Source organism: Microbulbifer aestuariivivens (genome assembly GCF_039545115.1).
Lineage (GTDB): Bacteria > Pseudomonadota > Gammaproteobacteria > Pseudomonadales > Cellvibrionaceae > Microbulbifer > Microbulbifer aestuariivivens.
The window spans coordinates 68,589-86,473 of sequence record NZ_BAABRT010000018.1 but is presented as its reverse complement, the minus strand read 5'-3'; the positions used below and the strand labels follow the sequence as shown (position 1 = coordinate 86,473).

Below are 17,885 nucleotides of genomic sequence, written 5' to 3'. Positions count from 1 at the left end.
GGGTGGCGAGTCTGTTCCACGGCCTCATGCTTGAACTCGGGACTGTACTTTCTACGCTTACTCATAAACACTCCTTTGGCATAGTGTGCCTCTTTTTAGAAGTGTCCGCAGTAACGGGGTAGAACCCAAGGCTCTCCTGTAGGTCCAAGGTTGAGTTAACGCCATGTGGGAGTGCAGTTTGTATATGGATATGAGTCTCGATGAAAATTCACCGGAGACTCTGGCTGCGCTAATAACACCGAGAAAGTCTATAAGTATTCTCAGTTTAGGGGGAGGGTTGAATAGCGGAAAATCTCTCTGGGTACGTCACCACGCTGAAACAGAATATGTAAAACCTTCATAATTTCACCTTCAAATCTCTGAATATTCGGAGAGTATTTTCGCGATTTATTCATACTTTAATGGAGAAACTCATTGTTGAAATAAATGCCATCATGATGCGAGGAGGTAATGGTAAAGAATTGTCTGGCTGCGATAGTCTATTGAATGGAGAGTTACAGCTAGGTGCCGATAAGGTCATTGATGTTTAGGGGTATATGTAAAGGATGGCGTTAGGCTGATGGTATTTATATTCTATTAAATCTTGGTGGTAGCAACTTGGAATGTTTGCCCGGAAGTGGTAGGTGATGTAAGGAACGACTTGAGTATATAGCAGCTGAAATTATTAAGTGAGCGCTAAGTTGGTTATTTGGTGAATTTTGGTAGGGATATTATGCCTATTCTCTGGTCATGTCAGTATTTGTGAACTTTACGCTCCTTTCATTTCGTTTGCGACTTAAGCTACTCGCTGTCTGCAGTACTAACGACTCTAGGGGGATAGATAGGGGTAATGTTGGTGGGTTTTTTGGCAAATCCCGCAGACCTGGGCGCGATCTATGTAGTGAATATTGGCATAAACGCAACAAGGAGTATTAACACAATATAAGTTGACGTGGACCAAAATGTTAAGATCGGCGCTCGCCAGAAAAATGATTTGAGCGACATAGTTACCTGCTCGCTACTGCCTGCTAGTTAAAATCATGGGCGCGAAGTGGCTCAGAGTGGATAAAGGTAGACTCAAATCTCATGTCACAATATACATTGCGTCATTCTGTAAATTTAATATTGCAGCTTTATCTGCCAGGTTGAGCATGTACTGAGTTAAGTTGTGGATTTTGAGGTGGCACAGGTGTAACAATATTAATCTGATTTTTAGGAGGGTAAAGGTAAATTTCTAAAGATATGCGGACATGCGTTTTGGAGGAGAGTTGCGCCTGGTTAGTAAATAAGCATTCATGCTTGATGGTCACTGCAGATTGTTTTAGATAATTAAAAAAATACTACGCTAAAAAAATCATGGTCTACACTTGAGATATTTCCCTAGTTGGATCAGAGAATGAAACTAATAATACAAATTCCCTGTTTTAACGAAGCGGAGACCCTCTCCGTAGCGCTTGCAGCTTTACCACGTACGGTTCCGGGCTTTGATTCGGTCGAATGGCTTATTATCGATGATGGTAGCCAGGATGATACTGTAAGCGTTGCTAGGGCTCACGGAGCGGATCATATTGTCAAGCATCTTGGCAATAAAGGCTTGGCCCGGGCATTTATGACTGGATTAGAGGCAAGCTTGGATTTAAATGCAGATGTCATTATCAATACCGACGCCGATAACCAGTACAATGCCGATGATATTCCCGCCCTTGTTCAGCCGATTCTAGAGCATCGGGCTGAAATTGTCGTAGGTGCACGACCAATAGAAGCAATTGAGCATTTTTCACCGATTAAGAAAGTACTACAAAGACTGGGCAGTTGGGTTGTCCGTGTTGCAAGCCGGACCGATATTCCAGATGCTCCAAGCGGTTTCAGGGCGATGAGTCGTTCTGCTGCACAAAAGTTAATGGTGTTTAATGATTATACCTACACACTGGAGACGATAATACAAGCCGGTCAGAAGAACATGGCAATTGTTTCTGTTCCGGTGCGTGTTAATGGTGAATTGCGGCCTTCGAGACTGGTGAAAAGCATACCATCTTATATAAAGCGAAGCATTGTCACTATCATCAGGATATTTGTCGTTTATCGCCCATTTCGATTTTTTGGTGTGATAGGGGCGTTCCTGTTTTTTGCCGGTTTCGCAATTGGGTTTAGATTTCTTTTTGACTATTTACAGGGTGATGGAGATGGGCATGTTCAATCTCTTATATTGTCTGCAGTATTACTCGGAATGGGGTTTCAGACATTTCTAGTGGCGTTTATCGCTGATTTGCTGGCTGCAAATAGAAAGTTGTTGGAGGATATACGCTTTAAAACTGAAAAACTATCTACCGTGAAAAACCTGGGTACAGATGGGGTAATGGGTAATACTAATAATAGAGTAGCAAGGAAAAAAGAGAGTGTTAGCTTATGACTATAAAAGTTGCTGGGGGGGCTGAGGAATCCGGCATTGTTGTTGGCAATACATTTGATAAGTACAGCTCCCGCAACCCTATCGTCAAATGGATGATGGGGGGGTTTGACTCTGCGTTATCGGATCTGGTCGAAAAGGCAAGCCCAGAAACGATTAACGAAGTGGGTTGCGGGGAAGGGTATTGGGTTTTGCGCTGGTTAGAGCAGGGGTTGCTGGCAAGGGGTTGTGATTTTTCAAAAATTGTCATAGATATTGCGCGAAAAAATGCGTTAGATGCTGGAATTTCTGATTCTATATTTGAGCCCGTAAGTATTTACGATTTGAGTGAGGATCGGGATAGCGCAGATCTTATTGTGTGTTGTGAGGTGTTGGAGCACCTTGAGAACCCTGATATTGGTATGCAGGCGTTACAGAGAGTCGTTAGAAAAAATCTAATTATAAGCGTTCCACAAGAACCAATATGGTGTGCGCTAAATTTAGCGAGAGGGAAGTACATTTCTCGTTTTGGTAATACTCCAGGACATATCCAGCACTGGTCAAGAAAGAGTTTCATTAAGTTTGTTTCGAAATATTTCATAGTGGATGAGGTAAAAAGTCCATTTCCATGGACAATGATTCTTTGCAGACCTTTTTTATGAGGATGTCTCCAGTACCAAGAGGTGTTCTTCGTATAGGTGGTAGTTTCTTGGCGGTTGCAGGGGTGATTTTTGTTGCACTTCGCCTGCGCAACTATTCCGTGGATTTAGATGTTTCGGGGATGACACTCTTATTCTTTTGGTGGTGTATGGTGTTGTCGTTAATCTACGGTGCGGGAAATTATTTTCTAGCTGTTTCCTGGTGGAATTTTATTAAATATTTTGGTGGTTCGATATCAATATCTGAGGCGGTAAGGGTATATGGTATATCTCAGTTGGCAAAATATGTGCCAGGTAATATATTCCATCTTGCCGGTCGGCAAGTTCTAGGGATGGCTTCAGGGTTGACGTCAGGAATTGCGGCTAAATCGATGGTTTTCGAGTTTGGACTCTTGGTTTTGGCTGGCTTGCAGTTTTCTTGGTTGGTGTTGCCATTATTTATTCAGTCCCTTTTAATTCCTGAAAGCATAATTCTATTTGTCATATCGTTGTTAATGACGGGATTTGTTCTTAATCTAATATTAGGGATTCATGCTTCGTGGGCGTTCTTCTGGCAAATTCTCTTCCTTCTAATTTCTTCTTCAGTTTTTGCCGCGCTGTTAGTGTTGTCTGATTCTGGGGGGGGATTGACACCTTTGGTTCTGCTTGGCTGTGGGGGCGGGTTCATTATTGCTTGGTTAGTTGGTCTTGTTACTCCCGGTGCGCCTGCAGGAGTTGGTGTGCGAGAACTAGTTCTCCTTTTATTGCTGGGAGGTCTTATTGATGAAGGTAAACTACTGACAGCGATATTGATCGGTAGAATTGTTACCATCGTTGGTGATTTAGCATTTTTTACCGCTGTGCATTTTATTCCTAGTAAGTTTTTTCAGACTGAGAAAGCTCATGTATAAAAAGTATAATTTTAAAACTGTTGAATTTGTTGTCGGAACTTTTGCCATTCTTTTTGTACTTTTAGTTTATGGCGCTATTCCATTTTTTACATTACCAACACTCGGCCAGGCCGTTTGGACGACGGGTTTTTCACAGTCGATGGCTAATGGTCAATTGTTTGATTTTTACGCGCGAGACATTGGTATCCCAAGGCCTGCGTCAATTGCTTTTGGTTTGGCGGGGGCGTGGCCTGCCAGTTTATTAATTCGCCTTGGTATAAATGCTGCCGATGCATACACGATCATGGCTGCCTCCTGGTTAGGGCTGGCAATGTTTGCCGCATATCGACTGGCTCGTCGTTTTGGGGCGACTAAGTTATTAGCTCTCGTAGGTTCTGTTATATGGATGACTAGCCCTATTATATGGGGGCATGTTGGTTATAGCATGCTTTCATTTGGTATCGCTTTGTTGTCTTTTTATTTTCTTGCGGCATTTAATCTTTTTCTTATTCACTCAGAATCTACAGTGATAAAGCCGACAGCAATTCTGTTGTATGTTTTTTCAGCGGTTGTGTCTGTTTTCATGGATGGCTATACATTTATGATGTTTGCCTGTGCGGCAAGTTTCTTATTAATTTATTCGTATTACAAAAAACCAGAGCTTAGGTCGACACTTATAAAGGTCGCTGCGCCAGTACACTTTGTTAGCTTCTCCATTGCCTATATTTTATACAGCTCCTATATAGGAAAATTAAATTTTGATCCAAGCCCGATTGATTTTTTCAGGGGTTGGGGGCTTGATCTTTCTTTTTTAGTGGTGCCAACAAAAGGTAGATTCTGGATTGCGGATTTGCTTGGGGTTAGTGTTCCTAGAACTAATGAGCTTTACTTTGGTGATTCATCTACATGGAAGACTACATTTGCATTACCAATTATTTTGTTTGGTGTTTACTCGTGGTGGCGAGTAAGAAATAAGATAAAAATAGCTACAGGAATTATTCTGATCTCACTTTTTGGTTTCTATATGGCTTTGGGTCCATCATTGAAAGTTAATTCTACAAAGCCAGAGGAGCTTCAGCTAAGTCATCCTCGTGAGCAGAGCGTTTTGATGAGGTCAGAATATGCCATTGCTCCAACAGGTAATGCTTGGATATATAAATATATTCCTGGATTTAATGTAATGAGGGCCTCCTATCGGTGGTCTGCTCTCGGAATATTTTCACTTTGGATTTTAATAATGATAGCCATGTCGAGTGGGCGCGGCAGGGCTGAAAAAGTATGGCTTGGTATTTCATTTGCGCTAATTTTAATTAACTTGCCTAATTTGGAGAAGCGGTGGCGTAATGGTGTGGATCAAAGGCTAATGTTTCACCACATCGACCGTGAATTAGTTGCTGATCTAAATAAAAATATTGTTCGTGATGAGGTAGTGGCTTTCCTTCCGTGGGACAATGATTTTATCGTCAATTATTTGGCCCCTAAGGTTGGATTTCGAACCTTTAATATAGGGGGTGATAAAAATCTTGCCGCTGCACAATCCATCTGGCCGCAGGAGATGCTGTCGATGGGTGGTGAGTTTGATTCAGTTAAGGCAATGTCATCTTTGACAATTTTATTAGATAGTGTTGCGGATGTTATCGTCATTCCATATTTCGATAAGCTTCGCTCTGCACATGTGTGGCCATGTCTTAAAAAGACTGGTGTAAGACTAACTGACGCTGAACGTGACAGTATGCTCAAGAGTGGCGGCTTCTTATGCCTTTCCGAGCGTAAGTCAGAGCTTCATAATACTATTGCTGCTTTTCGCTCCTTGCCCTATGTGGATGTGGTAGAAACCGATTTATTTGTAGCTGTCCGATTGCGGCCTGATTTTTCTGGAAGAGTCAATCGGCTTGAATTGATGGCTAATGTTGTTGGCGATGTACAATATCCTATTTCTATAGAGCCGGGATTTTCTGGTTCCTCGTATATCTTGCAGAAAGGATGGCATGATATTGAGAACAAGCACGTTTGGTCGAAGTCAGATGCAAGTTTATTGCTTCCAATGCCGAAGTATTGCGACCCAGAAAAGTGTGAGGCTAAATTGGTTTTTGGGGCTTTTGGTGCGAGCGAAAATAGGCCGGTTGATATTCTTTTTAATAGTGCAGAGGATGATTGGGAGTGGTCGGAAAAAATTACAGCCTATTCTGGTCAGCCACTGGCAATAAATATACCCTTCTCTAAAGCGGTGGGTTTACGTAGTATCCATGTTTCCATACCGAATGCTACATCTCCTCAACGTTTGATAGGCTCGCATGATGCCAGAGTAATTGGCGTTTCTCTTCAGCGTATAGAAATCGTTAATGAATAATAGGTTCACCTGTGAGTAGGATAAATCGCTAGACATACTTTTGTCTTGCTTGCCCATTTTATACAGTCACACTGATACCCTTTTACCAGTATAAAGCTAGTTTTCTGGCTGATGACAGTCCTGTGACATAGCCATCATCGTGAAGTTTTTGACTTAGGTATCCGTCAAAACGGTGGAGAATCAGCATTCTTGACCAAAAGCTCGTTAATCTGAGTTGTCGCTAGGGTGAGTACTCTATGTAGGGGCTGAAATATCGATCGATATGTTCAGAACAACAGTCAACCTTCTCGCATTGCGCCTGCACGTCTGAGACGGCGATCTTGGCTACAGCCGCGATTCAGCTGAGGTTGCTGGGTTCGCTCTGAGTGCTTATTAGCGAAAGCTGTGATCCAAATAGACCGGCTATGATGAAGCCGGTGCCTGAGCTCTGTTTTAATTGTGCCTTTCACCGCAAGCCCTTGCCGGCCGCCACCCCGCCACCCCGCCACCACCTCCACCTCCGTCGCCTCCACCTATAGTTAAAGGGAGCCTTCTAAGCTGTTGGCAAGGATGTTTGTGGATGGCGCGTATTATTCTGTCTCTGCTTTTACTCACACTGGTGGCGGGTTGCTCCAGGAAAGAGCAGCCCGTAGAGCTGCCCCTGCCCGAAGTGGAAGTGCTCACTGTGCGGGCCCATCAGGTGATTCCCCGCTTTGAGTATGTGGGGCGCGTGGAGGCGACGGATGAGTTTGAAGTGCGGCCCAGGGTGGAGGGCTACATCGAAAGCCGCAATTTTCAGGAGGGGCAGGTGGTGGAGCAGGGCGAACTGCTCTATGTGATCGACCCCAAGCCATTCAGGGTTGCCCTTGCCAACCAGCGGGCGCGGCTGGATCAGGCGATGACGGCGCTGGAAGTGGCGGAGCGCAACTACCAGCGCGGCCTGCAGCTGATTGATACCGGTGCGATCAGCCAGGTGTCGATGGATGAGTTGAGGGGCACGTTTGAAAAAGCGCGCTCAGAAGTGGAGGCGGTTCGCGCGGATGTGGAAAACGCGCAGCTGAACCTCTCCTTTACCCGGATAACCGCGCCCTGGACCGGCATGATCGGGCGCAGCCATTACCCCGAGGGGGCGCTGGTTGGCCCGCAAAGTGAGCCGCTCACCACTGTCGTGAAACTCGACCCGGTTTTTGTGCGTTTCGAGGTGCCGGAATACCGCATGTTTGCCGTGCAGTTGGAGGCCGATGAGCGCCGGGAACACGGTCAGCCGCCAGTTCGCAGAGATATCCACATCAAGCAGCCGGACGGGGAAAACTACCCCTATCCGGGACTGATTGTTTTCGTCGACAACCAGATAGATCCGACCACTGGCTCCGTCACGGTGCGGGCGCGTTTTCCCAACCCCGAGCGGCTTCTGGTGCAGGGACAGTTTGCCCGGGTGGTGATCCGGGTGTTCGCAGGCGAAGACTCAGTCAAGCCACTGGTGCCACAGGCCGCGGTCATGGAGGACATGCAGGGGCGCTTTGTCTTTGTGGTGGAAGAGGGCGATCTGCCGGAGAAACGCTACCTCAAGCTTGGGCAGACAGTCGGTGAGCTGTGGGCCGTTGAGGAAGGTATCGAGGCCGGACAGGAGATAGTGGTGAGCGGCCTGCAGCGGGTCATCATGGGGAAGCCGCTGGACCCCCGGCAGGCGAGCCACAACCCCTACGCCGACCTGAAAGAGATTCAACCGCCGCCGCAGCAGCATACCCCCGACGGGGGTGAGCAGTATTGGCGCGAGCGCAGCGGTGGCGCTCCGGGCGAACAACCCGGCCAGCAGCCCGACGAGCAACCCATGGATGAATACTATGACACCAAGTGATTTTTCACGGAAAGGAATTCCTCTAATCCAATTATGATCAGTGCATTCTGCATTCGTCGCCCCCGCTTTGCGTTTGTTGTCTCCATCCTGATCACCCTGGCGGGTTTACTGTCGCTGCCGCTGCTGCCGGTTGCGCAGTTCCCCGATATCGCTCCGCCCACGGTCTCTGTGCAGACCCTGTACTCCGGCGCCAGCGCGGAAGTGATGCGTGACAGTGTCGCGGTTCCCATTGAGTCGGCGGTCAATGGTGTCGAGGGCATGAAGTACATGTCGTCCACCAGCAGCAACGACGGCACCTATAACCTGGAAGTGGTGTTTGAGAGCGGCACAGATGGGGATATTGCCCAGGTCAATGTGCAGAACCGCGTTCAGGAGGCGAGCCCGCAGCTGCCCTCTGAGGTGATGCGCAACGGCGTGGTGGTGCGCAAGAAGTCGACGGACATCCTGCTGGTGGTAAACCTATTCGCCGGCGAGGGCGCCGGAGAAGGCATCGATGGTCTGTTCCTGGCGAACTACAGCGAAATTTTTATCAAGGACGAGCTGGCGCGGATCGACGGTGTCAGCGAGGTGGCAATACTTGGCGCGCAGAATTACGCGATGCGCATCTGGCTGAACCCGGACCGCATGGCCTCTCTGGATGTCACGGCTCAGGATGTGATCTCGGCGATTGAAGCGCAGAATGTTCAGGTGGCAGCGGGAAAAATCGGTGCCGCACCCATCCGCAAAGACCAGCAGTTTGAGTACAGCCTGCTGGTGCAGGGGCGGCTGGAGGATGCCAGCGAATTCGAGCGCATCAGCATCCGCGCCAAGCCCGATGGCGGTATCGTGCGGCTGGAGGATATTGCCCGGGTAGAGCTGGGCAGTGAGATGTACAGCGCATTTGGTTTGTTGGATGACCAGCCTTCGGCGGTGATGGCCATCTACCAGTTGCCCGATGCCAATGCGGTAGATGTGGCGGAGAGAATCCGCGCCCGGGTTGAGGAACTCTCTCAGCGTTTCCCTGAGGGGCTCCGGGCGGAGATTATCTATGACACCACCGACTTTGTGCGCGCCTCGATTGCCGAAGTGATCGATACCCTGCTGATCGCGATTATTCTCGTCGTCGCCGTGGTGTTCCTGTTTTTGCAGGATTGGCGCGCCTCGCTGATTCCCGCCATTGCCATTCCCGTCTCGCTGATCGGCACCTTTGCGCTGATGCTGGCACTTGGCATGACCATCAACACGGTCACATTGTTTGCCCTGATACTCGCCATCGGTATCGTGGTGGATGATGCGGTCATTGTGGTGGAAAACACCCAGCGGCTGCTGGACGAGGGACTCTCAGCCAGGGAGGCGGCGTTACAGTCGATGCGGGAGGTGACCGGGCCGGTGATCGCCACAACGGCGGTGCTGCTCGCGGTCTTCGTGCCGGTCATGTTGATGCCGGGGCTGACCGGAAAAATGTACCAGCAATTTGCCATCACGATTTCCATTGCGGTGGTGATCTCCAGTGTGAATGCGCTGACGCTTAGCCCGGCGCTCTGCTCGCTGTTGTTGAAGGCCCCGGGTGGTGAAAAGGGCGGCGAGCACAGCGGCGAGAAAATCCGTGATGATGCTGGTAAGAAAGCCGATGAGGGCAATAGCGAAGAGCCGGGAGCGATTGAGTCGGAGCAGCCGGGGCTGTCAGGGCAAGAAACCCATGGGGTTTTCGGCTTCTTTAACCGCTTTCTCCATGTCACTTCCAGCTTTTATCTCTCCATCGTACGTTTTTTTGTCAAGCTTCCCCTGCTTGGTCTGGCCACCATCGTCGGCTCCTTTTTGCTCTGTGCCTGGCTTTTCTCCGCGGTGCCAACCGGTTTTGTGCCAGATGAGGATAAAGGCTTTTTCATGATGAATATCCAGCTGCCCGAGGGAGCGTCGCTGGAGCGCACCACGGCCGTTGTGAAAAACCTCAGCACGTCGATACTGGACCTGGAGGGCGTCGCCCATGTGATGTCTGTGCCGGGCTATAACCTCATTGCCGGCACCATCGCCTCCAATTCGGCGCTGGCTATCGTCATTCTCGACCCCTGGGATGCGCGTACGGACCCGGAACTGTTCCAGATGCCCATCATGGCCCGGGTGCAGCAACTGTCCAATGCTGTGGAGCAGGCGAAGATCCAGGCTTTTCCCGTGCCTGCGCTGCCCGGACTTGGCACCATCGGTGGCTTCTCTTTCGTGCTCGAGGATCTTCAGGGGGGCAGTGTGGTGCAGCTGGCGGAAGTGACCGGGAACCTGATCGGTGAGGCCAATCGGGTTCCCGAGATCGCCGCCGCTTTTACTACCTATCAGGCGTCGACGCCGCAGCTGCGCATGACGCTGGACAAGGACCGCATCCATGTCATGGACCTGAAACTGACCGACGTGTACACCGCGCTGCAGGCTTTTCTGGGTGGTGTCTATGTCAATGACTTCAACCGCTATGGAAAAGTGTTTCGGGTCATGGTGCAGGCGGATGCGCAGTTCCGCGATCGCACAGAGGTGTTCAGTGGGTTTTTCGTCCGCAATTCACAGGGCGGTCTGGTGCCGGTTAGCTCGGTGAGTCGGGTTGAGCCCATCGTGGGTCCGCTGACCATTGACCGTTACAACCTCTACAACAGCATCACCATCAACGGCAATGCCGCGCCCGGTTTTTCCAGTGGCGATGCCATGAAGGCGATGGAGGAGCTGGGCGGCCGTTTGCCGCAAGGCTATGGTTTCGAGTGGACCGGCTCCAGCCTTGAGGAAATTGAGGCTGGCGGCATGGCCCCGATTCTGTTTTCACTGGCGGTGTTATTTGCCTATTTGTTTCTCGTTGCACAATACGAGAGCTGGGCGATTCCGCTGGCGGTACTGCTGGCGATTCCCATCGCCCTCGCCGGAGGACTGCTGGCGACACTGGTGACGGGCCTCGATAACAACCTCTACACCCAGATCGGCCTGGTGCTTCTGATCGCCATGGCGGCCAAGACCGCGATCCTGATGGTGGAGTTTGCGGTCCTGCAGCGGGACAAGGGAATGTCCATTGAAGAGGCCGCGCTTGAGGCGACGCGGCTGCGTTTTCGTGCCGTGGTGATGACCGCGCTGTCTTTTGTTCTCGGTATTTTCCCCCTCGTGGTCGCCACCGGTCCCGGAGCGGTCAGTCGCGTATCGCTGGGGCTGGTGGTTTTTGGCGGCATGCTGGCCGCAACGCTGTTTTCCACTTTTCTGGTGCCGATTTTCTATTCGCTGATCCAGCGGCTCAGGGAGTGGGGCAAGGGGCGGAGAGGAACCCCGGCGGCGATCGACGTGTCTTAACCCCGCACCCGAGTACAAGCTCGAGGTCGGGGGGGCGGGGGCTGGGCCCTCGGGGCGGGTTTAAGGGCGGGCTCCAGGGCGCAAAACAGTCAACGCTGGCGGGCAAACTGATGCTATAAATTGAATGCCGGTGGCTCTCGCACCGCGCTGGCGTATAGTGTTAGAGAAAACCCTCTTGAGAAAGCTAGCTGACTGGCTGGTTAACTAGGTTCGATGCTGGACGTTATAGAGAAAAAAATTCAACAGTTGCAGCCCAGTCTGCAAGACCGGGTGCCCTCGGGGGGCAACCTTCACGGCCATGCCGCCGTACTGCTGGCGCTGACCGATGAGCCAGACCCGGAAGTCATTCTGACCCAGCGCTCCGTGCATCTGAGCACCCATTCCGGTGAGGTATCCCTGCCCGGCGGGCGCTGGGAAGAGGGTGATCCCTCGCTGGAGTACACCGCCCTGCGCGAGACCCATGAGGAAATCGGCGTGCCCCCGCAGGCCGTGCGCGTCCTGGGTCCACTGTGGAAGCGCACGACCCGCTGGCAGGTGGAAGTGACCCCATGGGTGGGCATCATAGCGCCGGATGCGCCGATGACACCCAACCCGGGGGAACTGGATGCCATATTCCGCGTGCCGCTGTCGTTTTTTCTCGCCGATCCCCGTATTCGCACCGACCGCATCACGATCGACCAGCGCGCGGTCTACCTGCCCGCCTATCAGTTCGATGAGTATGAGATCTGGGGATTTACCGCCGGCATCCTGATGGAGTTCCTGACGCGGGTGCTGGGCGCGCGATTCGAACACAGCGATGACGTGCCGATTCGAGCACTGAGCTAACCCTGCCAACACTTCCGCCCCATATTCCCGACTGACTGCTCGCCACCGAGTACCCCTACCCATATCCAGTCCCCACCCATAAGCCAGCGGTGCGCCATTATGAAAAAGGCGCGCCATTGTGAGAAAGGCACCTCATAGTGAAAAAGGTGTGTCAAAGCGGAAACAGCGCAACAGACAGGGCGCTGGCGGAGGGTAGAGTGCGGACTATAATGGCCGCCCTTTCGCCGCGAGCCCGACCATGCCCAGACCCAAGTCCGATGTCCCCCTCAGCGAGGTGCACTGGGGAGCGCTGAAAACCCTGTTTCCCTACCTGCTGGAATTCCGCCGCGCGGTGATCCTTGCCCTGCTATGTCTGGTGGGCGCCAAGCTGGCGAGCGTGGGGCTGCCGTTTTTGCTCAAGCATATTGTCGACGACCTGGACGCCGCCGGTGGAATCGCGGCCGCCGCCGCGCTGCCCTTGGGGTTATTGCTGGCTTACGGTGCGGTGCGCTTTGCCAGCGTGCTGTTTGGTGAACTGCGGGACACCATTTTCGGCCGCGTGACCGAGCGCGCGCAGCGGCGCATCGGCCTCGAGGTTTTTGAACACCTGCACCGGCTGGATCTGGATTTTCATCTCAATCGCCGCACCGGTGGACTGTCTCGGGATATCGAGCGGGGCAATGCCGGTATCGGTTTTCTGATGCGGTTTATGGTCTTCAATATCGTGCCCACACTGCTGGAGATCGCCATGGTGGCGGGCCTGCTGTGGTGGAATTACAGCGGCACTTTTGCGCTGCTGGTGCTCGGCGCGGTTGTTATCTATATCGGCTTTTCGGTGGTGGCGACCGAGTGGCGGACCCGCTTTGTGCGCGAGCTCAATCAGGCCGAGAGCCAGAGCAGCAGCCGGGCTGTGGACAGCCTGCTGAATTATGAAACGGTGAAGTACTTCGGCAACGAGCACTATGAGGCCGGGCACTACGATCGCGAGCTGGCTTTCTGGGAACAGGCGCGGCGCAAGAACCGCTTGTCGCTGTTTGGGCTGAATGCGGGGCAGGCGCTGATTATTGCCACCGCCATGGCGGCCGCCATGATTCTGGCGGCGATGGGAGTGATGGATGGCAGCATGACCATTGGCGATTTCGTATTGATCAACGCCTTTATGATGCAGATTTTCATCCCGCTGAATTTTCTCGGTTTTGTCTACCGGGAGATGAAAGGTTCCCTGGCCAATATCGAAAAGATGTTTTCATTGCTGCGGGTGCCGCCGGCGATTGAGGACCGCGAGGCTGCGCTGGAGCTTGTGGTGACGGATGGGCGAGTGGTGTTTGAGGATGTGCACTTTGCCTACCGCGCCGATCGCGAGATCCTCAAGGGCGTCAGCTTCTCGGTGGAGCCGCGACAGAAAGTGGCCATCGTTGGCGCCAGCGGCGCCGGCAAGTCGACCCTGTTCAAGCTGCTGTTTCGCTTCTATGACCCCTGTGACGGGCGTATCACCATTGATGGGCAGGACATCCGCGCGGTCAGCCAGTCGTCCCTGCGGGCCGCCATTGGCGTGGTGCCCCAGGACGCGGTCTTGTTCAACCAGTCGATTCTTGAAAATGTGCGCTATGGGCGCGTCGGCGCCAGCGATGAGGAAGTCATGGCGGCGATTCGCCACGCCCAGCTGGAGGCATTTGTGCACGAGCTTCCCGAGGGGGTGCACACCGTAGTCGGCGAGCGGGGGCTGAAGCTTTCCGGTGGCGAGAAGCAGCGCGTCGCCATTGCCCGCGCACTGCTCAAGCATCCGCCAATCATGGTCTTCGACGAGGCCACCTCGTCCCTCGACAGCCGCTCGGAGCGGGGTATTCTCGGCGCATTGCGGCAGGTGGCCAGCGAACAGACTACGCTGGTGATCGCACACCGGCTGTCCACGGTGGTGGATGCGGATGTGATTCTGGTGCTCGACCGGGGCCGAATCGTCGAGCGCGGTTCCCACACCCAGTTGCTGGCAGCGCAGGGGCACTACGCGGCACTGTGGTACCTGCAGCAGGAGGAGCGCCACAGTGCCGCCGACACCCCGCAGGCCGGTGGCTAAGCAGGACTGAATTGGGCTGAATTGGGCAGAGCAGGGTAGAGCAGGGTAGAGCAGGGTAGAGCAGGGTAGAGCAGGGTAGAGCAGGGTAGGGCGGGGCAGAGCGGGGTAGAGCAGGTCGAACAGAACAGCCCCGACCTAGTCAGGGCCAGCAGGTCAATGACTGCCGCAGAAGCCGTTGCCGGGTGGCATGTTGCTTGCCTTGATAATCCACTGTCGGCAATTTACTGTGCGCCGGGCCGCTCACTTTTATGACACTTATGACATTAATGATGTAAAAGGCAGGATTCCTATGAAGACCGTCAAGATCACCGCCGCGCTGCTGGCGTTGGCGCTGGTGAGCGCCTGCTCACCTCGGGATCAGCAATCCAGTGCTGCAGAAGAAACCTCAGCCGGTCAGGCTGAATCCCACCGCGAGGCCGCCCCCAAGCAGGATCAAACCGCCGCCAGTGACCGCTTCGATATCTATGTGCCGGTGGAGCTGAATGCGGATCTCTCCAGCCTCTCCGACAAGCAGCGGCAGATGATCGCCAAACTGATTGATGCCAGCGCAATCATGGATCGCCTGTTCTGGCTGCAGTCTTTCGGTCCCGCCGCGGAACTGCTGCCGAAGATCGACGATCCCGCCCGGCGCAAGTTTGCCGATATCAATTACGGTCCCTGGGACCGCCTCGAGAACAACGCCCCCTTTGTCGAAGGCTACGGGCAGAAGCCTCTCGGTGCCGGGTTTTATCCTGAGGATATGACCAAGGAGGAATTCGAAGCCTGGCAGCAGCCGGGCAAGGATGGCCTCTACTCTCTGGTGCGCCGCGATGATGAGGGCAACCTGATCCTGGTGCCTTACCACCAGGCCTACAAGGCCGAACTGGAGCAGGCGGCGCAGATTTTGCGCGAGGCCGCCGAGCTGGCCGAGGATGAGCAGTTCGCCAGCTACCTGAATATGCGCGCCGATGCCCTGTTGAACGACGACTTCCGCCCCAGCGATATGGCGTGGATGGATATGAAGGACAACCAGATCGACGTGGTGATTGGCCCGATCGAAAACTATGAGGATCAACTGTTCGCCTATCGCACCGCTTATGAATCCTATGTGCTGCTGAAGGACATGGAGTGGAGCGAGAAGCTGGCGAAGTTCGCGGCCTTCCTGCCGGAGCTGCAGCAAGGCCTGCCGGTGGATGAGAAGTACAAGTCTGAGGTGCCCGGCACCGACTCCGACCTCAACGCCTACGATGTTCTCTACTATGCCGGCCACAGCAATGCGGGTTCCAAGACCATCGCCATCAACCTGCCCAATGACGAGGAGGTGCAGCTGGCCAAGGGCACCCGTCGCCTGCAGCTGAAAAATGCCATGCGCGCCAAGTTCGATAAGATTCTGGTGCCCATCAGCGAAGTGCTGATCGCCGAGGACCAGCGCCAGCACATTACTTTCCCGGCCTTCTTCTCCAACACCATGTTCCATGAAGTGGCCCACGGCCTCGGCATCAAGAAGACCGTGACCGATGGCGCCAATGTCCGTCAGGCGCTGAAGGAGACCTCGTCTGCGCTGGAGGAGGGCAAGGCGGATATTCTCGGCCTGTATATGGTCACCCGCCTGCACGAGAAGGGCGAGATCGACGAAGGGGAGCTGATGGACAATTACGTCACCTTCCTGGCCAGTATCTTCCGCAGTGTGCGTTTCGGCGCCGCCAGTGCCCACGGCAAGGCCAACATGATGCGCTTTAACTACTTCAAGGATCAGGGCGCCTTTACCCGCGACCCGGAGACCGGTCAGTACCGCGTGGACTTCGACAAGATGCAGGAGGCCATGACCAGCCTCTCCAATCTGATCCTGACGATTCAGGGCGATGGCGATTACGAAAAGTCCAAGGCGCTGCTGGAGGAGCAGGGGGTGGTCGGCGATGAGCTGCAGGCAGACCTGAACCGTCTCTCTGAAGCTAAGATCCCGGTGGATGTGACTTTTATTCAGGGCAAGGAGGTGTTGGGGCTCTAATCCTCAACGTTCAACTCTTTCCACCCTCTCCTGCATCCACAGAAACCCGGCTGCGGCCGGGTTTTGCCTTTTTTATTGCCACTTGACTGTTGCTTTACTGCTGCCGCCGCCGGCGAGGCGCGGCTCCGCGTTTTATTTGTCCGCACTACCACAACCGCACGACTGGTTGCCCCTGGCGGGCACCGTTAGACTGGCAGTGGTTCAATCCGCAGAGGCAGCCATGACCCACTACCAAATTTACCCGACGGCCCTCGGCCAGGTGCTGATTGCCGCGGACGACCTGGGCCTGCTGGCCCTGCACATCAGTGCCGCAGCCGCAGAGCCGGCCCGGGCGACGGCGGACTGGCGCCGGCAGGCCTCGGCGCTGACTGACCGGGCCGCCGCCCAGCTGTCGGAATATCTCTGTGGTGAGCGGCGGGATTTTGACCTGCCGCTGAATCCGCGCGGCACCGAGTTTCAGCGCCGGGTATGGGCATCCCTGCGCGCCATCCCCTACGGCGAGACCCGCAGCTACCGCGAGCAGGCCGCGGCCCTTGGCAACCCCAAGGCCATTCGCGCGGCGGCGCGGGCCAACGGGGCCAACCCCATAGCGATTGTGGTTCCCTGTCACCGGGTCATCGGCGCCGATGGGTCCTTGACCGGTTATGCCGGCGGGCTGGAGATGAAGGCCCGGCTGCTCAACCTCGAGGGCGCGGCCTTTGCGGCCAGCTAAGTGCTGCCGTGACCGCCTCGCCCGGCCCGGCGCTGGCCATCACTGTCCCCGACCGGGATAATGGTCCGCTTGTGCCAGGCAGAAGAACCGGAGGTCAAATGCTGTATAGATTGGGAAGCGACGAACCGCAGCTGGAGGGTGAGGGACATTACATCGCTCCCGGAGCCCGGGTGATCGGCAAAGTGAGAATGCTGAGCCACAGCTCCGTATGGTTCAACGCCGTGGTGCGCGGCGACAGTGACTGCATCACCATCGGCGAGTACAGCAATGTTCAGGACGGGTCGGTTCTGCACGCCGACGCGGGTGTTCCCCTCACGATCGGCACTGGTGTGACCATTGGCCACAAGGTGATGCTGCACGGCTGCACCATCGGCGATTACACCCTGGTCGGCATCAATTCAGTGGTGCTGAACGGAGCCAGAATTGGCAAGTGCTGTATCATCGGTGCCAATGCGCTGGTGACCGAGAATATGCAGATTCCCGATTACTCCATGGTGCTCGGCAGCCCCGGCAAGGTGGTCAAGACTTTGGACGAATCGCTGTTCGAACTGCTCAAGGCGAGCAGTGATCACTACGCGGCCAATGGCCGCCGCTTTCAAGAAGAGCTGGTACCGGTTTCCGAATCCTGATGTCTGAAAAAATCGCAGCCGCAAAAGTGCTCCCGGCGGAAAGGCCGGTGCGCTCCCCCTGTATTTCCGTCTGCGCCCTCAATGAGGACGATCTCTGTGAGGGCTGTTTCCGCAGCGGTATGGAGATCAGCCACTGGGGGCGCATGAGCAACGACGAGCGCCGCAAGGTGTTGCAAAGCTGCAATGAACGGGCGCGGGCTATGGGGCGGATCTGGTAATCCGCCCGCTGCGCCAGTAAAAAACTGATTGGTACTCAAACACTGCGAAGTGAACCTCTTTAAGGCGCGGCCTTGGGCGGGGTGCGC

At 53.8% G+C, this 17,885-nt stretch carries 12 protein-coding genes; all 12 read left to right on the top strand.

What is annotated here, in order from left to right; all coding sequences use genetic code 11:
* Positions 1-1,375: 1,375 nt before the first annotated feature.
* The 12 genes from ABEA58_RS11285 to ABEA58_RS11230 all read left to right on the top strand — a co-directional run bounded on the left by ABEA58_RS11285 (position 1,376) and on the right by ABEA58_RS11230 (position 17,798).
* Positions 1,376-2,389: a glycosyltransferase family 2 protein gene (locus ABEA58_RS11285; protein ID WP_345551580.1), complete on the top strand. Its 1,014-nt coding sequence runs from the start codon at positions 1,376-1,378 to the stop codon at positions 2,387-2,389.
* Complete coding sequence (locus ABEA58_RS11280; RefSeq protein ID WP_345551578.1) at positions 2,386-3,027, top strand: class I SAM-dependent methyltransferase; 642 nt, start codon at positions 2,386-2,388, stop codon at positions 3,025-3,027. Before ABEA58_RS11285 ends, ABEA58_RS11280 begins: the two co-directional genes overlap by 4 nt.
* Positions 2,994-3,914, top strand: coding sequence for a hypothetical protein (locus ABEA58_RS11275; RefSeq protein ID WP_345551576.1), 921 nt, complete (start codon positions 2,994-2,996; stop codon positions 3,912-3,914). The genes ABEA58_RS11280 and ABEA58_RS11275 overlap by 34 nt, the downstream gene beginning before the upstream one ends.
* A complete protein-coding gene (locus tag ABEA58_RS11270) occupies positions 3,907-6,243 on the top strand; it encodes a hypothetical protein (RefSeq protein ID WP_345551575.1) in 2,337 nt (778 codons plus the stop codon). Before ABEA58_RS11275 ends, ABEA58_RS11270 begins: the two co-directional genes overlap by 8 nt.
* Positions 6,244-6,802: 559 nt before the next feature.
* Entirely contained in the window at positions 6,803-8,080 is a 1,278-nt protein-coding gene (locus tag ABEA58_RS11265; RefSeq protein WP_345551573.1) for an efflux RND transporter periplasmic adaptor subunit, read from the top strand.
* A gap of 33 nt (positions 8,081-8,113) precedes the next feature.
* Positions 8,114-11,374, top strand: coding sequence for an efflux RND transporter permease subunit (locus tag ABEA58_RS11260; RefSeq protein ID WP_345551571.1), 3,261 nt, complete (start codon positions 8,114-8,116; stop codon positions 11,372-11,374).
* 213 nt (positions 11,375-11,587) lie between these two features.
* Complete coding sequence (locus ABEA58_RS11255) at positions 11,588-12,199, top strand: NUDIX hydrolase (RefSeq protein WP_345551569.1); 612 nt, start codon at positions 11,588-11,590, stop codon at positions 12,197-12,199.
* A gap of 238 nt (positions 12,200-12,437) precedes the next feature.
* Entirely contained in the window at positions 12,438-14,252 is a 1,815-nt protein-coding gene (locus ABEA58_RS11250) for an ABCB family ABC transporter ATP-binding protein/permease (protein ID WP_345551567.1), read from the top strand.
* 289 nt (positions 14,253-14,541) lie between these two features.
* Positions 14,542-16,239 (top strand): dipeptidyl-peptidase 3 family protein, encoded by a 1,698-nt coding sequence (locus tag ABEA58_RS11245; RefSeq protein ID WP_345551566.1) that lies wholly within the window; start codon positions 14,542-14,544, stop codon positions 16,237-16,239.
* Positions 16,240-16,459: 220 nt separating this feature from the next.
* On the top strand, positions 16,460-16,951 hold the full coding sequence (locus ABEA58_RS11240) for a methylated-DNA--[protein]-cysteine S-methyltransferase (protein WP_345551564.1): 492 nt from the start codon (positions 16,460-16,462) through the stop codon (positions 16,949-16,951).
* A 98-nt stretch (positions 16,952-17,049) separates the two neighbouring features.
* On the top strand, positions 17,050-17,580 hold the full coding sequence (locus ABEA58_RS11235) for a gamma carbonic anhydrase family protein (RefSeq protein ID WP_345551562.1): 531 nt from the start codon (positions 17,050-17,052) through the stop codon (positions 17,578-17,580).
* Positions 17,580-17,798 carry a DUF1289 domain-containing protein gene (locus ABEA58_RS11230; protein ID WP_345551560.1) on the top strand — a complete coding sequence of 73 codons (219 nt, stop codon included), beginning with the start codon at positions 17,580-17,582 and terminating at the stop codon, positions 17,796-17,798. The genes ABEA58_RS11235 and ABEA58_RS11230 overlap by 1 nt, the downstream gene beginning before the upstream one ends.
* Positions 17,799-17,885 lie beyond the last annotated feature (87 nt).

Bases quoted from the DNA above. Each gene is read 5' to 3' on its own strand.
- ABEA58_RS11285 (WP_345551580.1), top strand. From the start codon at position 1,376: ATGAAACTAATAATACAAATTCCCTGTTTTAACGAAGCGGAGACCCTC.
- ABEA58_RS11280 (WP_345551578.1), top strand. From the start codon at position 2,386: ATGACTATAAAAGTTGCTGGGGGGGCTGAGGAATCCGGCATTGTTGTT.
- ABEA58_RS11275 (WP_345551576.1), top strand. From the start codon at position 2,994: ATGGACAATGATTCTTTGCAGACCTTTTTTATGAGGATGTCTCCAGTA.
- ABEA58_RS11270 (WP_345551575.1), top strand. From the start codon at position 3,907: ATGTATAAAAAGTATAATTTTAAAACTGTTGAATTTGTTGTCGGAACT.
- ABEA58_RS11265 (WP_345551573.1), top strand. From the start codon at position 6,803: ATGGCGCGTATTATTCTGTCTCTGCTTTTACTCACACTGGTGGCGGGT.
- ABEA58_RS11260 (WP_345551571.1), top strand. From the start codon at position 8,114: ATGATCAGTGCATTCTGCATTCGTCGCCCCCGCTTTGCGTTTGTTGTC.
- ABEA58_RS11255 (WP_345551569.1), top strand. From the start codon at position 11,588: ATGCTGGACGTTATAGAGAAAAAAATTCAACAGTTGCAGCCCAGTCTG.
- ABEA58_RS11250 (WP_345551567.1), top strand. From the start codon at position 12,438: ATGCCCAGACCCAAGTCCGATGTCCCCCTCAGCGAGGTGCACTGGGGA.
- ABEA58_RS11245 (WP_345551566.1), top strand. From the start codon at position 14,542: ATGAAGACCGTCAAGATCACCGCCGCGCTGCTGGCGTTGGCGCTGGTG.
- ABEA58_RS11240 (WP_345551564.1), top strand. From the start codon at position 16,460: ATGACCCACTACCAAATTTACCCGACGGCCCTCGGCCAGGTGCTGATT.
- ABEA58_RS11235 (WP_345551562.1), top strand. From the start codon at position 17,050: ATGCTGTATAGATTGGGAAGCGACGAACCGCAGCTGGAGGGTGAGGGA.
- ABEA58_RS11230 (WP_345551560.1), top strand. From the start codon at position 17,580: ATGTCTGAAAAAATCGCAGCCGCAAAAGTGCTCCCGGCGGAAAGGCCG.